Raw genomic sequence first — 14,906 nt, 5'->3', positions numbered from 1 at the left:
GCCATGACGTGGCTGATCGTCGCCTTGGTGCTGGTCGTCGCCGCTGCGGGTCTCCTGCGGTGGCGGCGCCCCGCCTGGTACTGGCTGACCTTCGGGGTCACCCTCGCCGCACTGCGGGTCCTGGTCCGGTACGGCTCGGTCATGGACGCCTGCGGCCTCACCGTCCCGGCCCCTCGCTGGCGACTGACGCTGGCCCGGATGACGAACCGCCCCGTTCCCGGACCCCGTGCCCCGCGCATCCTGCGGGTCCGAGTGACCCGGACCGGCCTGGTGCTCCGGCTCAAGCTCCGCCCCGGTCAGGACGCCTTCGACGTGGCCGCCTCATGTGATCGGCTGCGGCACTCATTCGCCATGTACGGCGTGACCTCTCGTGAGCTGCGCTCGGGTGTGGTCGAGCTGCGCATGACCGGCTACGACGTGCTCAAGCGCGTGCAGATGCCTGCCGTGGTCGACACCCGACCGATGCGGGTCCCGGTTGCCCTGCGTGAAGACGGGGCCGTCCACTACCGCGACTACCGCGCCGTTCCGCACGCCCTCACCCTGGGGGCTACGGAGTCCGGGAAGTCGGTCTATCAGCGCAACCTCGTCGCCGCCCTCGCGCCGCAGCACGTCGCCTTGGTCGGCATCGACTGCAAGCAGGGTGTCGAGCTGTTCCCGCTGGCCCGCCGGTTCTCCGCGCTCGCCGACAACCCCGACACCGCCGCTGAACTCCTCGACGCGCTGGTGTCCCACATGGAGGCCGTCTACCAGCTCATCCGGGCCGAGCAGCGGATCACCGCTGACGTGCCGGATGCGGAGATCGCCGCCGACATCTGGGACCTGTCCGAAGGACTGCGCCCGGTGCTCATCGTGGTCCTGGTCGACGAAGTCGCCGAACTCGCCCTCTTCGCGACGAAGGAGGAGGAGAAGCGGCGGGACCGCATCATCACCGCCCTGGCCCGGCTCGCCCAGCTCGGTCGCGCGGCCGGCATCTACCTGGAGATCTGCGGGCAGCGCTTCGGCTCCGAACTCGGCAAGGGCATCACAATGCTCCGCGCCCAGCTCACCGGCCGCACCGCCCACCGCGTCAACGACGAATCCTCGGCGAACATGGCCCTCGGCGACATCGCCCCGGACGCCGTCCTCGCCGCAATCCAGATCCCCACCGACACCCCCGGCGTCGCCATCACCGGTGACTCGACCGGCGGCTGGACCCGCATTCGCGCCCCGCACACCTCGCTGCGGCAGGCCGTGAACATCTGCAACCGGCACGCCGACCTGACCCCGGACCTTCCCGCCCTCGCCCCGTTCCGGCCCGCGCTCGGCACCCTCACACCGGTTCCGGCCCCGGCAGTCGAGTCCGCCCCGGCCGCTGCCTGAGCCACACCACCTGATCGGTCGGCGCGACCGCTTCGCGCCAAGTCCCTACCCCTGCCATGCCGGAAACCGGAGGTGAACCCGTGGACACCCGCGAGGACTTCAACCGCACGGTGCAGCTGCTCAGCGCCCTGGCCCTGTACGCCCACACCTACGGAGCCGACCCCGCCTTCGTCGACGCCATCGGCCCGGCCCTGGCCGTCTCCCTCCCCGACCCCCCGCCCGGCATCTTCCCGCCCGGCTACGACCCCACCGACGGCCCCCAGTACCCGGGAGGCCAGCCGTGATGGCCCGCCTCCGCGTCGACGCCGTCCTGGTCCAGGCCGTCATCGCCGGTGCGCTGTCCTTCGCGCACCTGCACGACCTGGCCGCCGCTGCCGGGCAGGACGGCTGGAAGGCCTGGGCTTACCCGGTCTCGGTCGACTTGCTCCTGGTCGCCGCCTGGCGACGGCTGCGCACGGACGGGCCGTCCCGGCTCGCCTGGTGCTGGTTCCTCATCGCCCTGGTCGCCTCGCTCGGCGCGAACGTCGCCACCGCCGGGCTCCTCGACCTGGACGACGTCCCGGCCTGGCTGCGCATCCTCGTCGCCGCCTGGCCCGCCCTGGCCTTCATGGGCGGCACCCTCCTCGCCCACTCACCCAATCGGCCCGAGCCGGAAGCGCCGGGACCCTCCGCCCCGGACCCGGAGCATGAGCCCGAACCGGTCACCGCTGCTGGGCCGGACCCGGAACCTCAAGCCGTAGCGGTCCCGGCGGCCGAGGAAGCCCCAGCGCTGCCCACCGCGAAGCCCCGTCCGGTGGTGCCGGTCCCGGCCGCGCTGGTCGACCACGCCCGCAAGGTCGCCGCCGACCACCAGCAGCGCACCGGCTCCCGGATCGACACCGACACCCTCCGCGCCCGCCTCGGCGTCCCGCCCCAGCTCGCGGACGCCATCGCCGCCCAGCTCACCTGACCCGAGAGGACACCCCGTCATGCCTGCCCGCGATTTCTTTCACTCCGTAATGCGGATCGGACCGGTGCAGATCGGCACCCACCGCGACCGCAACGGCACCACCAAGCACGCCGCCGTGTGCAGCTCGGACGGTTGCGGCTGGTCCGCCGACTACTCCAGCCAGTCCGCCGCCCAGCTCGCTGCCCGAACCCACCGCTGCAAGGTCCGCTAGGAGGCCACCCCATGGATGTCCCCCTCTGGTTCGCGCTGGTCGTCGTCGGCTGGCTCGGCGTCAAGCTCATCCGCCCGCCGCTCTGGCTCGTCCTGGTGCTACTGCTCGGCGGCTACCTCCTCGCCGACAGCCTCCTGTCCCCGGTCATCGACACCGCCGTCAAGTAAGGAGACCCGCTCATGTTCCGGCCCAAGCTCCCGACCATGCCCCAGCCCACCGGCACGGCCACCCCGCCCACCGTGCTGGAGCCGACCACCATCACCCCGGGCACCCCGGTCCCGCCGCCCACCCCGGCCCCGGTCGCTGGCCCCGCCCGGCCCACGGTCCAGCTCACCCCCGGCACCGCGCTCGCCCTGGTCGGCGGCGGCACCGCCGTGGTCCTGGTCGTCGGCGCCGTCCTGGTCTCCATGCTCCTGGCCGTCGCCATCACCGCCGCCTCGGTCGCCGTCTGCGCCGTCGTCCTGCGCTCGCTGCTGGCCTCCCAGCACCGCCGCTGACCGGTCCTGGGGGCGACGCACAAGCCGCCAAGCACGCCGCCGCCTTCCGGGACCCGTACTTCGCCAACCGCCGTCACCGAAGGGAACGCTCATGGACCTGCAGATAGCCGCCGCCCTGGTGCCGTTACTGGGCTGGGCCGTGCACGGGGGCTTCCTTACCCACCGGCTCGCTGCCGCACGCCGTGACCCGCTGACCGGTCTGCACACCCGCGCCGGATGGACCGCCCGCGCCGAACACTGCATCCGCCGGCACCCGTCCGCGGCCGTGCTCCTGGTCGACCTCGACCACTTCAAAGCCCTGAACGACACTCACGGCCACGCCGCCGGGGACGCCGCCCTCGTCGCCACCGCCGACCGGCTGCGCGCCTGGTGCGGACGCAACGGAACGGCCGGACGCCTGGGCGGGGACGAGTTCGTCGCCGTCGTCCAGGACCTGGCCGCAGCCGACCTCGACGCGCTCACCGCCGCACTGCACCGGCCGCTGCCCTACAACGGCGTTTCGCTGCCGCTGGCCGCGTCGGTCGGCGTCTGCCGCCTCGCCGAGCTGCCGGTGCCGCTGCTGACCGATGCGCTCGCCGCCGCCGACGCGGCCATGTACGAGGCCAAGGGCCGTGGTCGCCGGGGCTCACGCCTCTCTCGCTGACCGGCCGCCGGGTGGCCCACAAGCCGCCAAGCACGCCGCCACCCGGGGCCGTTCCTTCCAACCGCAATCGAAAGGAACCACCATCATGACCCAGCACACCCCGCCCGCGTCGCGTATCTGCCCGGCCTGCGACGGCTTCGCCTCCGTCGCCGTCACCATCGGCGGCCGTGACCTGCGCGGGCACCTGCGCACCATCACCGCTCACTGCCCGGTCTGCCACGGCACCGGCACCGTCACCGCCCGCCGCGTCCGGGAGGGCGCTGGTGCCTGAGACGCTGCTCGACCCGACCACCCTCAGCGACCTGCTGAGGGTGGCTTCGGCCGTCGACTACCACCGCTGGGAAGAACAGATACGCCGCACCGGTGGCTGCGCCGACCCCATCCACCTGACCGGCTGGGTCGTGCACAAGGACAAGACCACCGGCGAGACCCTGCACCACTACTCCACCGAGGGCGAGCCGGGCGGCCGTCTCCGCCTCGCCTGCGGCAACCGCCGTGCCTCCCGCTGCCCCGCCTGTGCCTGGACCTACGCGGGCGACACCTACCACCTCATCCGCGCGGGCCTCGCCGGTGACGACCGCCGCGACATCCCCGCCACCGTCCGGGATCACCCCCGGGTCTTCGCCACCCTCACCGCACCCTCGTTCGGCCCGGTCCACAACCGCCCCGATCGCGGCGTCTGCCGCTGCGGCACTCGCCACGCTCCCGACGCCCCGGAGCTGGGCACCGCCCTCGACCCGGACACCTACGACTACGCAGGCGCGGTGCTGTTCAACAACCACGCCGGACAGCTCTGGCAACGCTTCACCAACCGGCTCCGCCGCGAGATCGCCGCCCGCGCCGGCCTCACCCAACGCGAGCTGAAAGAGCGTGCCCGGCTGTCGTACGGCAAGGTCGCCGAGTTCCAGAAACGGGGCGCTCTGCACTTCCATGCCGTGATCCGACTCGACGGACCGGACGGCCCGGACACTCCTCCCCCAAGCTGGGCGACCGTCGACCTGCTCGCCGACGCGATCCGTGCAGCTGCGGCACACTCCTACACCTCGGTCTCCGTCCCGGCCGCCGAGGACCAACCGGCCCGCACCTTCCGCTGGGGCACCCAGCTCGACATCCGCCCCGTGAAGGCGTTCGGGGACGGCTCCGACATCACCGAGCAGGCTGTCGCCTCCTACGTCGCCAAGTACGCGACCAAAGCGGCCGAGAACACCGGCACCCTGGACCGCCGCATCGGCGAGCTGGCCGAGCTCGACCGCCACCAGGTCCCCGACCACACCCGCCGCCTGATCGAAGCTTGCAAGACCCTCGACCCGCTCTACCCGGACCGACGGCTGTGGGCCTGGGCTCACATGCTCGGCTTCCGCGGCCACTTCTCCTCGAAGTCCCGCCGCTACTCGACCACGCTCAGCGAACTCCGCCAGACACGCGCCGAGTACCGGGCCGCCCAGGAGCGCGCCGCCCTCGGCCTCGAGGACGCCGAGCCGGACACCGTCCTGGTCCTCGCTGACTGGCAGTACGCCGGGCACGGCCACACCCCCGGTGAATCTGTCCTCGCCGCGACCATCGCCCGCGACCTCCAGCTCAACCGCGAAACCGCCCGCGAAGCCCTACGCGACCAACTCGCCGACGAAAGGGAGTGCTGACCATGGCCTCAGAGCTGCCGAACCGGTTCCTGACCCCTGAGGACCTGGTCGAGATGTTCGAGCTGCCCAGCGTCGAGACGGTCTACCAGTGGCGTCGCAAGCGCACCGGTCCCCGCGGCTTCCGCGTCGGCCGGCACCTCCGCTTCGACCCGACCGACGTGCGCGCCTGGGTCGACTCACGCATTGGTGAGGCTGCCTGATGGCGGGGCACATCCAAGACCGCTGGTACAAGACAGAGACCGGTCCGGACGGCAAGCCCGTCAAGGTCAAGACAGACCGATACGGCGCTGGCATGCGTTACCGCGCTCGGTACATCGGCCCTGACGGCACCGAGAAGTCCAAGAGCTTCCCGGACCGACAGAAGCGCCTCGCCGAGCAGTGGCTCACCGACATCGCGTCGGACATGTCGCGCGGTCGGTACATCGACCCGCGTGCCGCTCGGATCACCTTTAAGAGCTACGCCGAGAAGTGGCTCGAGACGCACGGCATCGACCCGGCCAGTCAGGTCGTCGTCGAGCAGCGGTTACGCCTGCACGCGTTTCGCCTGATCGGCACCCGGCCGCTGGACTCGTTCCGCCCGGAGCACATTCGTGCGCTGGTGAGCGCGCTGGAGAACGATCCGGCCGTGAGCGGCGGCTACGCGCGGAACATCTACGGTGACGTGCGTGCCGTGCTCAGTGCGGCGGTCGACGACGGGCTGTTGCCCCGCAACCCGTGCTCCGCGAAGTCCGTTCGTCCGCCGGCCGCCGAGCAACGCCGGGTTGTGCCGTGGCTGCCTGCTCAGGTCCGCGCGGTCCGCGCGGCACTCCCCCAGCGCTACCAGCCCATGGTGGACGTGGGTGCCGGGTGCGGACTCCGTCAGGGGGAGATCGTGGGACTGGCTGAGGATGCGCTCGACTTCGACGGCGGCATCATCCGGGTCGTCCGGCAGGTGAAGCTGATCCGGGGCAAGGCCGTATTCGCTCCTCCGAAGTGCAACAAGGAGCGGGACGTACCCTTGCCGCCCTCGGTGGCCGAGTCCCTGAGGGCCCACATGGACGCCTTCAAGCCCGTCGAAATCGCCTTGCCGTGGCGCAAGCCGGACGGCCCGAAGGTCTCCGCCCGCCTCCTGTTCACGAACACCGCAAGCGGACTCGTCTGGCGCAGCAACTTCAACGTCCAGGAGTGGAAGCCCGCGCTCACGGCGGCTGGCCTCATCCCGGATGCCGGAGAGAACGGCAAGTACGCCCCCGCACGCGAACACGGCATGCACGCACTCAGGCACTTCTACGCATCCGTTCTGCTCGACGCCGGGGAAAACGTCAAGGCTGTCAGCCAGTACCTGGGGCACTCCGATCCAGCACTGACCCTTCGGGTGTATGCGCATCTGATGCCCTCAAGCCAGGAGCGAACCAGAAAGGCAATTGACAGCGCCTTGCTCCCTGCCGAGTCCCGCCCGATCTGACACGCAATGCACGCGGACGAAAGCAGTGTCTCGGTGCCTAGAAAGCCCCGAGACACTGTTGCACGCAGGAAACTAACGGTTAACGACGGCGCGGCCGTGTCCTGCGGCTACTTGCCCCAGACGGAGGTCTCGGCGCCGGAACTTCGCCAGCAGAGACGGCCTGCTCTGCCTCCTGGTAGACATACCGAGACATAACCGCATCAAGCATGATCGTAGCCAGCAAGATCAGCGTGCCCAGAAAAAGCCTCAATGCAAGACTAGGATCTTTATCCTCTCCCCCATTGGCGGACCACCACAGAACTTCGGCAATGGACAGAACCATGACTGGAAACGGAGCTAGCCACAGCACCCGGGCAACGCGCGTCATTTGCCCATTGCCCTTGGTTCGGTACGAGTGCAGTTGCACGGATGCAGCGATGAGGAGTGCGCCATCCACACCCACGATGAGAGCTGCATAGTCCTGGCTCATCTCAAGGCTCACTTGTTCCCCCCAGCGTCAGCATTGATGGCAGCCGTACGTACAACGCGGTCACATCGCCCTGCACTGGATCAATGGTGCCGCCTGCAAGCCTCACCTGGGATGGGTTTGCCTACTTTCGTCGTTGCTCGGCAGCATGCCTGCTGGACTGAAAGTCGTGTCACGCAGCGAGGGCGGCTGCTGTGGCGCAGCGGACCACTCCGGTAACTCCACGGCCCAGGGGCGGCCCGAGAGCCAGTAACGGAAGCACCGGCGGCGTCTAACGCCAGGTCACGGGCCCGTCCGCTCGGGTCAGTACTAGTTCTCCGGGCTTAGGCATGGCTGTACCAGTGTCGCAGACAGGCGCGAAGGTCAACTCCACGCCGGGGTGTATCCGCCACCCGCTCACCTCCCGGCCGCGCGGCGATATGGGCACACGCGTAACGCGCGCACCCATATCGTCTTAAAGTTCTCGGTGGGCGAGGTCGGTTCCGGAGGTGATCGATGTGCGGGCCATCACCACCGGACCGGTGGCGTCCGGTGCCCTGCGGCATCCCGCGACCAGGGTGGTGGCCTTCTGTCTGCTGCCGTTGGCTCTGCTGCTGGTGGACGTGTCGGCGGGACCGGACGTGCGCCTGGGTCCGCTGATGGTGGCGGGCCCGACCTTCGCCGCGATCTTCTGCACCCCTCCGTGTGTCCTCGTGGTGCTCGCCGTGACGGCCCCCTGCGCGGTGGCGGCCGCCGTGTCGAACCAGCAACTGGACACAACCAACTTCCCGGTCCAGATCAGCACCCTGTTGCTGATCAGCGCGGCGTCCGTGGCGGCCAGCGCCGTACGGGTGCGCGGCGAGCGCCGGCTGGCCGCCTCCCGTTGGGTGGCCGAGGCCACCCAACGGGTGCTGCTGCACCCGCTCCCCCACCGGGCCGGTCCCTTCGGCATGGCCTCGCTGTATCTGGCGGCGGACGAGGAGGCCGCCGTCGGCGGTGACCTCTTCGCCCTCACCCGGCACGGGCACACCACGCGGGTGTTGATCGGGGACGTCCAGGGCAAAGGACTCGCCTCACTGGACATGGTGGGCTGTGTGCTGAACGGCTTCCGGTGGACGGCGCGGCACGACATCCCCCTGCTCGAGACGGCGGGCGAGATGGAGGCGGCATTCCGCCAGGAGGTCCAGGAGCAGTCCGCCGGGGCCGGCCCGCGCACCGGCTCGGCCGGCCGGTTCACGGCCGAGTCGTTCGTCACCGGTGTGGTGGTCGAGCTGTCCGACGACGGTCGTATGCAGCTTGTGAACCTCGGCCATCCACCGCCGCTGCTGCTGCACAAGGGCACGGTCACGGCTCTCGAACCGACCGTGCCGGCTCCGCCACTGGGCCTGGGCGACCTGAACGCCGACGGGCTCGTCATGGACACCGCCTACATGCCGCCCGGTTCCACGCTGCTGTTGTACACCGACGGGGTGACCGAGGCCCGCGACGGTTCAGGGACCTTCTATCCGCTCGCCGAGCGGGTACGGCGCTGGACTGACGAGGAGCCGGAGGAGCTGTTGAACGCCGTCCACGCGGACCTGCGGCGGCACGCGGGCGCCCGGCTCGTGGACGACATCGCGGTGGTGGCGCTGCGCCGCTCCGTCATCGGCGCCCCGGCGGAGCGGCGTTAGCGCCCGGTACCCCGCGTCGGGGACCGGCCCCGCCACTCGGGGTACCCGACGGGGAAGGCAACCCGGATGGCATTCCCCGTCCGGCGTGGTCCTTCCCGGTGCGGGCGCGCGTCCCGGCTTGAGCGCGTGCCGTCCGGACGGGTCCTGACGACACGCGGTGAGCATGAGGGTCCGCCGTCATGGGAGGGCGGCCCGGCGCTTGCGGGGTATCGTCGCGCCCACCCGTGCCGCCCCGGCGGCAGGACTGCCACGAGGCGACCGGGGGCTTGCGGGGTGCCCTTCCGCGACGACCCTTCCGTCCCGACGTGGAGAGCCGGTCAGCCCGACCCGACGAAGACGACCAGCAGCAGCCACACCACCGGGGCGGTGGGCAGCAACGAGTCCAGACGGTCCATGATGCCGCCATGACCGGGGAGCAGGGTTCCCATGTCCTTGATGCCGAGGTCACGCTTGATCATGGACTCGCCGAGGTCGCCCAGTGTGGCGCTGGCGGCGACCGCGAGGCCGAGCAGCAGTCCCTGCCACCAGCTGCCGTCGTCGATCAGGAACTGCATGCACAACGCACCCGCGACCATCGCGAAGCCGACCGCGCCCAGCAGCCCCTCGCGGGTCTTGCCGGGGCTGATCCGCGGGGCGAGCTTGTGCCTGCCGAAGCGCCAGCCGACGGCGTATGCGCCCGTGTCGCTGACCACCGTCAGCAGGAGGAACGTGAGGACGCGCCAGGCGCCGTCGTCGGCGGTGAGCATCATCGCGACGAAGGTCGCCAGGAACGGGACGTAGAACGCCGCGAAGACACCCGCCGTGACGTCTCTGAGATAGCCCTCGGGCGGCGCCGTCATACGCCAGACGAGTACGGCCAGCGTGGTGAACGCCATGGCGACCCACGCGCCCTCGGCTTCCCGGGCGTACCCGGCGACGACCATGGCCGCACCGCCGAGCGCGAGCGGGACGAGGGGCGCCTTGATGGCCTTGCGCTCCTCGAGCCGCTTGGTCAGCTCCCACAGGCCCACTACGACGGCCACGGCGACCACGCCGACGAAGGCGGCCTTGACGACGAACAGCGACGCGACGATCACCGCACCGAGTCCGACGCCGACGCCTATCGCGGCGCCGAGGTCGCGGCCCGCGCTCTTCTTCCGCGGGGCGGGCGCCGGCTGCGGGGCGTCGGGCATGGGCTCCGGATTCTGCGGCACCTCCCCGGGGTGGGGCCGTGCCTGCGGCATCTCGTCTCGGAACAGGGGGCCGCTCAGCCGAGCGGCCCCCCGGTCCACATCCTGGTCTCCGCCGTGTTCGGGTACGTCGGGCACGATGGGCATGGGGCGAGTCTGCTGCGCGTAGTGCGCATCGTACGCGGGACCTGCCGGGACAGCCCCCTGGCCGGGGCCGTGGTCGGGCGGGCCCCAGTACCCGGTCTGCGGCGCCCTCCAGGAAGAGTCGTTCATCAGACTTCGAGCAGCTCGGCTTCCTTGTGCTTCAGGAGCTCGTCCACCTGGGCGACGTACTTCGCAGTGGTGTCGTCGAGCTCCTTCTCCGCACGGCGGCCCTCGTCCTCGCCGACCTCACCATCCTTGATCATCTTGTCGATGGCGTCCTTGGCCTTGCGGCGGACGGAACGGATGGAAACCTTCGCGTCCTCGCCCTTGGTCTTGGCGACCTTGATGTAGTCACGGCGGCGCTCCTCGGTGAGCTCGGGGAACACCACCCGGATGATATTGCCGTCGTTGCTCGGGTTGACGCCCAGGTCGGAGTCACGGATCGCCTGCTCGATGTTGCGCAGCGCGCTCTTGTCGAACGGGGTCACCACGGCCATGCGCGGCTCGGGCACGGAGAACGAGGCCAGCTGGTTGATCGGCGTCAGTGCGCCGTAGTAGTCGGCCACGATCTTGTTGAACATCGCCGGGTGCGCACGGCCGGTGCGGATCGCGGCGAAGTCCTCCTTGGCGACCACGACGGCCTTCTCCATCTTCTCCTCGGCCTCGAGGAGGGTCTCTTCGATCACCACTTGCTCCTGCGTGTCTTGAGTAGGCCCGGCTGCGGTTCCTTGTCGGGGCGGCGGCCGGCTGCGTCGCGTCTTTCTCCTGCACGGTTTCCGACCGGCAGGACATTGTCCATCCCCCGGTCAGCTGCGGCCGGCTTGGTCGCCCACCAGCGTGCCGATCTTCTCACCCTTGACGGCGCGGGCAATATTGCCCTCCTTCAAGAGCTCGAAGACGACGATCGGCAGGCTGTTGTCACGGCAGAGCGTGACGGCCGTGGCGTCGGCGACCTTCAGGTCCCGGGTGATGACCTCGCTGTAGCCGAGCGCGTCGTACCTCACGGCGTCGGGGTTGGTCTTCGGGTCCGAGTCGTACACCCCGTCCACGCCGTTCTTGCCCATGAGCAGCGCCTCGGCGTCGATCTCCAGAGCGCGCTGGGCGGCGGTGGTGTCGGTGGAGAAGTACGGCATGCCCATTCCGGCGCCGAAGATGACCACACGGCCCTTCTCCAGGTGCCGCACGGCGCGCAGCGGGATGTAGGGCTCGGCGACCTGCCCCATGGTGATGGCGGTCTGCACGCGGCAGTCGACGCCCTCCTTCTCCAGGAAGTCCTGGAGGGCGAGGCAGTTCATCACGGTGCCGAGCATGCCCATGTAGTCGGAGCGGGCGCGGTCCATGCCGCGCACCTGAAGCTCGGCGCCGCGGAAGAAGTTGCCACCGCCGATGACGATCGCGATCTCTGCGCCGTCTCGCACGACGGCTGCGATCTCACGCGCGATGGCGTGCACCACGTCGGGGTCGACGCCCAGGCCCCCGCCACCGGAGAACGCCTCCCCGGACAGCTTCAGCAGAAACCGGCCATGTACTTTGCCGTCGTCGCTCTTCTCAGCCTTGGTGGTCATCGGGGATCCCGCCTCTTTCGCATGGTGCACACACGAAGAAGGCCATTGCCGGTGGGGCGTGGTTCGCATCCCATACGGCAATGGCCTCCTCGTCAGATCTGCTGTCGTCCGGCACGCGCGCGTGCGTGGACGCGTGTCCGAACGACTGCTGTCGACCCTATCGGGGTCGCCCGCCCGTCGCGGTACGGACTCAGATGCCGACCTTGATGCGCGTGAAGCGCTTCAGGGTGACACCGGCCTCGTCCAGGACCTTCTGGACGGACTTCTTGTTGTCCAGCGCGTAGGGCTGGCCGAGCAGCGTGGCGTCCTTGTAGAAGCCGTTCACACGACCCTCGACGATCTTGGCGATCGCGGCCTCGGGCTTGCCCTCGGCGCGGGTGGTCTCCTCGGCGATGCGGCGCTCGGACTCGACGACCTCGGCCGGCACGTCCTCCCTGGAGAGGTACTTCGGCGCGAAGGCGGCGATGTGCTGGGCGACGCCCTTGGCGACCTCGGCATTCGGCTTGTCGAGCTCGACGAGCACGCCGATCTGCGGGGGCAGGTCGGGCATCGTGCGGTGCATGTACGCCGTCACGTAGCCGTCGGCGAACTGCGCGAAGCGGTCCAGGACGATCTTCTCGCCCAGGTTGGCGTTGGCCTCGTCCACGAACGCCTGAACGGTCTTGCCGGCCTCGATCTCGGAGGCGAGCAGGGCCTCGAGATCGGCCGGGGAGGTCTTGGCGACGTGCTCGGCGATGGCGACGGCCGCGGCCTGGAACCTCTCGCCCTTGGCGACGAAGTCCGTCTCGCACTTCAGCTCGACGAGGACACCGGAGGAGTTGTCACCGGCGATGATCGAGACCACGGCGCCGTTCTCGGCGGAGCGGCCCTCGCGCTTGGCGACGCCCTTCTGGCCCTTGATGCGGAGCGCCTCGACGGCCTTGTCGACGTTGCCGTCGGCCTCGTCCAGCGCCTTCTTGCAGTCCATCATGCCGGCGCCGGTGAGCTCCCGGAGCTTCTTGACGTCGGCGGCGGTGTAGTTCGCCATGAGTCTGTGAGTCTTTCTCGAAGTCTGGAGATTCCAAGATCCGCGGGGTCAGGGACCTGCCCGAGGGCAGGTGTCCGGCGCACCGCCGACCTGCGGGTGAACGGCGGGAGCGGTTCCTTGAGTCACCGCTCCCGCCGTCAACGGCTCTGACGGGTCAGGCCTGCTCGGCCTTGGCGGCGGGAGCCTCGGCGGGCTGCTCGGCCTCGGCGGCAGGAGCCTCGGCGGCGGGGGCCTCGGCGGGCTGCTCGGCCTCGGCGGCAGGAGCCTCGGTCGTCTCGGCGGCAGGGGCCTCAGCCGGCTTCTCGGCCTCGGCGGCGGCCGGAGCGGCCTCCTCGCCCTTCTTCTCACCCTCGAGCAGGTCGCGCTCCCACGCGGCGAGCGGCTCACCGGCGGCCTTGTCGCCCTTGCCCTCGGTGGCGACACCGGAGCGGGAGATGAGGCCCTCGGCCACGGCGTCGGCGATCACACGGGTGAGCAGGGTGACGGAGCGGATCGCGTCGTCGTTGCCCGGGATCTTGTAGTCGACCTCGTCGGGGTCGCAGTTGGTGTCGAGGATGGCGACGACCGGGATGTTGAGCTTCCGGGCCTCGCCGACCGCGATGTGCTCCTTCTTGGTGTCCACGATCCAGACGGCGCTGGGCACCTTGGACATCTCGCGGATACCGCCGAGGGTCTTCTCCAGCTTGGCCTTCTCGCGGGAGAGGACCAGCAGCTCCTTCTTGGTGAGGCCGGAGGCGGCCACGTCCTCGAAGTCGATCTGCTCGAGCTCCTTGAGGCGCTGCAGACGCTTGTAGACGGTCGAGAAGTTGGTGAGCATGCCGCCCAGCCAGCGCTGGTTCACGTAGGGCATGCCGACGCGGGTGGCCTGCTCGGCGATGGCCTCCTGCGCCTGCTTCTTCGTACCGACGAACATGACCGTGCCGCCGTGGGCGACGGTCTCCTTGACGAACTCGTAGGCGCGGTCGATGTACGACAGCGACTGGAGCAGGTCGATGATGTAGATGCCGTTGCGCTCCGTGAAGATGAAGCGCTTCATCTTCGGGTTCCAACGACGGGTCTGGTGACCGAAGTGGACGCCGCTTTCCAGCAGCTCCCGCATCGTGACGACGGCCATGGCCGTATCTCCTCGAATTTCTCGGTTGTGCCGCGGATGCCGGACGGCTTCCGCGCCTGACGCCCACGACGCGCCGTTGCCACGAAGGACCGAGGGGCGCTGACATCGGGGGCCGGCCGTAGCCGGTCCTGATGTCGGGGCGTGCGAAGTCGACCCGGTGACCCGGGTCGCCACCAGAAGTGTACGGGACTCACGGCGTGCCGGGTGACGCCGTTGTCCACAACCGGGTGGTGGTCCACAGGTCCGGGCGGTGATCACCCGCCCGCGGAAGGCTGTGCGGCATGCGAACGAGTCGATGGGCGAGGGCGGCGACGCGACCGGTCCTGCTGGTGACGCTGACCCTGGCCGCACTGCCGGCCCCGCCACCCCCCTCCTGGCTGCCGGCGGCGGTGCCGTCGGCGGCGCGGGCGGCACCGGCGGCACCGGCGGCACCGGCGGATGAGGACGGAACGGCGCCGGCCGTCGGGCGGGTGTGGCCGGTGGGGGTCCGGCCACGGGTACTGCGCGGCTGGGAGCCTCCGGCGACGGTGTACGGGCGCGGCCACCGGGGCGTGGACCTGGCGGCGGCGCCGGGGACGCCGGTACGGGCGGTGGCGGCGGGCCGGGTGTCGTTCGCCGGCCGGGTGGCCGGGAGGGGCGTGGTCTCGGTGGAGCTGGCGGGGACGGGGGATCCCCCGCTGCGCACGACCTACGAACCGGTGCGCGCGTCGGTGAGCGAGGGCGACCGGGTGACGGCGGGCGAGGTGATCGGCACGGTCGAAGCAACGGGTTCCCACTGCACGGCTCCCTGCGTGCACTGGGGCCTCCTGCGAGCCGGCACCTACCGGGACCCGCTCACCCTGCTGCCCCCGTGGCTCCTGCCCAGGGGCCCGTCGAGACTGCTGCCGGTACTGGGGGTTCGGCCGCCGGTCTGACGCCGCCTCCCGACACCACCGTGCCCCGCCCCGGAGCGACCGGCCCCCAGGACTGCCCCGCGATCCCGACCCGACCCCGCGAAGCCGGCTCCGGGACCGACGGCGCTCGCCCGCA

At 70.4% G+C, this 14,906-nt stretch carries 18 protein-coding genes; 13 read left to right on the top strand and 5 right to left on the bottom strand.

Features of this window, described 5'->3' with window-relative positions; translation table 11 throughout:
- The first annotated feature begins 3 nt into the window (after nucleotides 1-3).
- The 12 genes from ACZ5C2_RS30975 to ACZ5C2_RS30920 all read left to right on the top strand — a co-directional run bounded on the left by ACZ5C2_RS30975 (nucleotide 4) and on the right by ACZ5C2_RS30920 (nucleotide 8,858).
- A complete protein-coding gene (locus ACZ5C2_RS30975; protein ID WP_468798816.1) occupies nucleotides 4-1,359 on the top strand; it encodes an FtsK/SpoIIIE domain-containing protein in 1,356 nt (451 codons plus the stop codon).
- 80 nt (nucleotides 1,360-1,439) lie between these two features.
- Entirely contained in the window at nucleotides 1,440-1,643 is a 204-nt protein-coding gene (locus tag ACZ5C2_RS30970) for a hypothetical protein (protein WP_225252536.1), read from the top strand.
- Nucleotides 1,643-2,308, top strand: a complete 666-nt coding sequence (locus tag ACZ5C2_RS30965; RefSeq protein ID WP_468798813.1) for a DUF2637 domain-containing protein — start codon at nucleotides 1,643-1,645, stop codon at nucleotides 2,306-2,308. Before ACZ5C2_RS30970 ends, ACZ5C2_RS30965 begins: the two co-directional genes overlap by 1 nt.
- Nucleotides 2,309-2,327: 19 nt before the next feature.
- The gene (locus tag ACZ5C2_RS30960) at nucleotides 2,328-2,519 is read left to right on the top strand and encodes a mobile element transfer protein (protein ID WP_030767843.1); all 192 of its coding nucleotides are present in this window, start codon (nucleotides 2,328-2,330) and stop codon (nucleotides 2,517-2,519) included.
- An 11-nt stretch (nucleotides 2,520-2,530) separates the two neighbouring features.
- Complete coding sequence (locus ACZ5C2_RS30955) at nucleotides 2,531-2,686, top strand: hypothetical protein (RefSeq protein ID WP_106412442.1); 156 nt, start codon at nucleotides 2,531-2,533, stop codon at nucleotides 2,684-2,686.
- 12 nt (nucleotides 2,687-2,698) lie between these two features.
- Nucleotides 2,699-3,016, top strand: a complete 318-nt coding sequence (locus ACZ5C2_RS30950) for a SpdD-like protein (RefSeq protein ID WP_468798811.1) — start codon at nucleotides 2,699-2,701, stop codon at nucleotides 3,014-3,016.
- 91 nt (nucleotides 3,017-3,107) lie between these two features.
- Complete coding sequence (locus tag ACZ5C2_RS30945) at nucleotides 3,108-3,659, top strand: GGDEF domain-containing protein (protein WP_468798809.1); 552 nt, start codon at nucleotides 3,108-3,110, stop codon at nucleotides 3,657-3,659.
- Between the two features lie 85 nt (nucleotides 3,660-3,744).
- Nucleotides 3,745-3,930: a hypothetical protein gene (locus ACZ5C2_RS30940; RefSeq protein WP_102637910.1), complete on the top strand. Its 186-nt coding sequence runs from the start codon at nucleotides 3,745-3,747 to the stop codon at nucleotides 3,928-3,930.
- Complete coding sequence (gene repSA / locus ACZ5C2_RS30935) at nucleotides 3,923-5,299, top strand: replication initiator protein RepSA (RefSeq protein ID WP_468798807.1); 1,377 nt, start codon at nucleotides 3,923-3,925, stop codon at nucleotides 5,297-5,299. The genes ACZ5C2_RS30940 and repSA overlap by 8 nt, the downstream gene beginning before the upstream one ends.
- 2 nt (nucleotides 5,300-5,301) lie before the next feature.
- Nucleotides 5,302-5,499 carry a helix-turn-helix transcriptional regulator gene (locus ACZ5C2_RS30930; protein ID WP_398621517.1) on the top strand — a complete coding sequence of 66 codons (198 nt, stop codon included), beginning with the start codon at nucleotides 5,302-5,304 and terminating at the stop codon, nucleotides 5,497-5,499.
- On the top strand, nucleotides 5,499-6,743 hold the full coding sequence (locus ACZ5C2_RS30925; RefSeq protein ID WP_468798805.1) for a tyrosine-type recombinase/integrase: 1,245 nt from the start codon (nucleotides 5,499-5,501) through the stop codon (nucleotides 6,741-6,743). The genes ACZ5C2_RS30930 and ACZ5C2_RS30925 overlap by 1 nt, the downstream gene beginning before the upstream one ends.
- A 963-nt stretch (nucleotides 6,744-7,706) precedes the next feature.
- Nucleotides 7,707-8,858, top strand: coding sequence for a PP2C family protein-serine/threonine phosphatase (locus ACZ5C2_RS30920; protein WP_468798803.1), 1,152 nt, complete (start codon nucleotides 7,707-7,709; stop codon nucleotides 8,856-8,858).
- A 317-nt stretch (nucleotides 8,859-9,175) separates the two neighbouring features.
- On the opposite strand, the gene ACZ5C2_RS30915 is transcribed toward ACZ5C2_RS30920, so the two are convergent.
- From ACZ5C2_RS30915 to rpsB, 5 genes are all read right to left on the bottom strand, one after another.
- On the bottom strand, nucleotides 9,176-10,300 hold the full coding sequence (locus tag ACZ5C2_RS30915; protein ID WP_468798801.1) for a phosphatidate cytidylyltransferase: 1,125 nt from the start codon (nucleotides 10,298-10,300) through the stop codon (nucleotides 9,176-9,178).
- Complete coding sequence (gene frr / locus ACZ5C2_RS30910) at nucleotides 10,300-10,857, bottom strand: ribosome recycling factor (RefSeq protein ID WP_030824850.1); 558 nt, start codon at nucleotides 10,855-10,857, stop codon at nucleotides 10,300-10,302. Before frr ends, ACZ5C2_RS30915 begins: the two co-directional genes overlap by 1 nt.
- A 120-nt stretch (nucleotides 10,858-10,977) precedes the next feature.
- Nucleotides 10,978-11,736 carry a UMP kinase gene (pyrH, locus tag ACZ5C2_RS30905; RefSeq protein ID WP_468798798.1) on the bottom strand — a complete coding sequence of 253 codons (759 nt, stop codon included), beginning with the start codon at nucleotides 11,734-11,736 and terminating at the stop codon, nucleotides 10,978-10,980.
- Between the two features lie 190 nt (nucleotides 11,737-11,926).
- Nucleotides 11,927-12,763 (bottom strand): translation elongation factor Ts, encoded by an 837-nt coding sequence (gene tsf, locus ACZ5C2_RS30900; RefSeq protein WP_468798795.1) that lies wholly within the window; start codon nucleotides 12,761-12,763, stop codon nucleotides 11,927-11,929.
- A gap of 154 nt (nucleotides 12,764-12,917) precedes the next feature.
- On the bottom strand, nucleotides 12,918-13,877 hold the full coding sequence (gene rpsB / locus ACZ5C2_RS30895) for a 30S ribosomal protein S2 (RefSeq protein ID WP_468798793.1): 960 nt from the start codon (nucleotides 13,875-13,877) through the stop codon (nucleotides 12,918-12,920).
- A 281-nt stretch (nucleotides 13,878-14,158) separates the two neighbouring features.
- Between rpsB and ACZ5C2_RS30890 the strand changes: the two genes are divergently transcribed.
- The gene (locus ACZ5C2_RS30890) at nucleotides 14,159-14,791 is read left to right on the top strand and encodes a M23 family metallopeptidase (RefSeq protein ID WP_468798791.1); all 633 of its coding nucleotides are present in this window, start codon (nucleotides 14,159-14,161) and stop codon (nucleotides 14,789-14,791) included.
- The last annotated feature ends 115 nt before the right edge of the window (nucleotides 14,792-14,906 follow it).

It is taken from the genome of Streptomyces sp. NPDC031365 (assembly GCF_055569765.1).
The sequence above is the reverse complement of the archived record's forward strand: the minus strand, read 5'-3'. Positions and strand labels throughout refer to the sequence as shown.

What these genes read in the sequence shown, in the direction of transcription:
- ACZ5C2_RS30965 (WP_468798813.1), top strand. Translation starts at nt 1,643, where the DNA reads ATGGCCCGCCTCCGCGTCGACGCCGTCCTGGTCCAGGCCGTCATCGCC.
- ACZ5C2_RS30945 (WP_468798809.1), top strand. Translation starts at nt 3,108, where the DNA reads ATGGACCTGCAGATAGCCGCCGCCCTGGTGCCGTTACTGGGCTGGGCC.
- ACZ5C2_RS30930 (WP_398621517.1), top strand. Translation starts at nt 5,302, where the DNA reads ATGGCCTCAGAGCTGCCGAACCGGTTCCTGACCCCTGAGGACCTGGTC.
- tsf (WP_468798795.1), bottom strand. Translation starts at nt 12,763, where the DNA reads ATGGCGAACTACACCGCCGCCGACGTCAAGAAGCTCCGGGAGCTCACC.
- ACZ5C2_RS30955 (WP_106412442.1), top strand. Translation starts at nt 2,531, where the DNA reads ATGGATGTCCCCCTCTGGTTCGCGCTGGTCGTCGTCGGCTGGCTCGGC.
- pyrH (WP_468798798.1), bottom strand. Translation starts at nt 11,736, where the DNA reads ATGACCACCAAGGCTGAGAAGAGCGACGACGGCAAAGTACATGGCCGG.
- ACZ5C2_RS30940 (WP_102637910.1), top strand. Translation starts at nt 3,745, where the DNA reads ATGACCCAGCACACCCCGCCCGCGTCGCGTATCTGCCCGGCCTGCGAC.
- rpsB (WP_468798793.1), bottom strand. Translation starts at nt 13,877, where the DNA reads ATGGCCGTCGTCACGATGCGGGAGCTGCTGGAAAGCGGCGTCCACTTC.
- ACZ5C2_RS30950 (WP_468798811.1), top strand. Translation starts at nt 2,699, where the DNA reads ATGTTCCGGCCCAAGCTCCCGACCATGCCCCAGCCCACCGGCACGGCC.
- ACZ5C2_RS30915 (WP_468798801.1), bottom strand. Translation starts at nt 10,300, where the DNA reads ATGAACGACTCTTCCTGGAGGGCGCCGCAGACCGGGTACTGGGGCCCG.
- ACZ5C2_RS30925 (WP_468798805.1), top strand. Translation starts at nt 5,499, where the DNA reads ATGGCGGGGCACATCCAAGACCGCTGGTACAAGACAGAGACCGGTCCG.
- ACZ5C2_RS30960 (WP_030767843.1), top strand. Translation starts at nt 2,328, where the DNA reads ATGCCTGCCCGCGATTTCTTTCACTCCGTAATGCGGATCGGACCGGTG.
- ACZ5C2_RS30975 (WP_468798816.1), top strand. Translation starts at nt 4, where the DNA reads ATGACGTGGCTGATCGTCGCCTTGGTGCTGGTCGTCGCCGCTGCGGGT.
- ACZ5C2_RS30890 (WP_468798791.1), top strand. Translation starts at nt 14,159, where the DNA reads ATGCGAACGAGTCGATGGGCGAGGGCGGCGACGCGACCGGTCCTGCTG.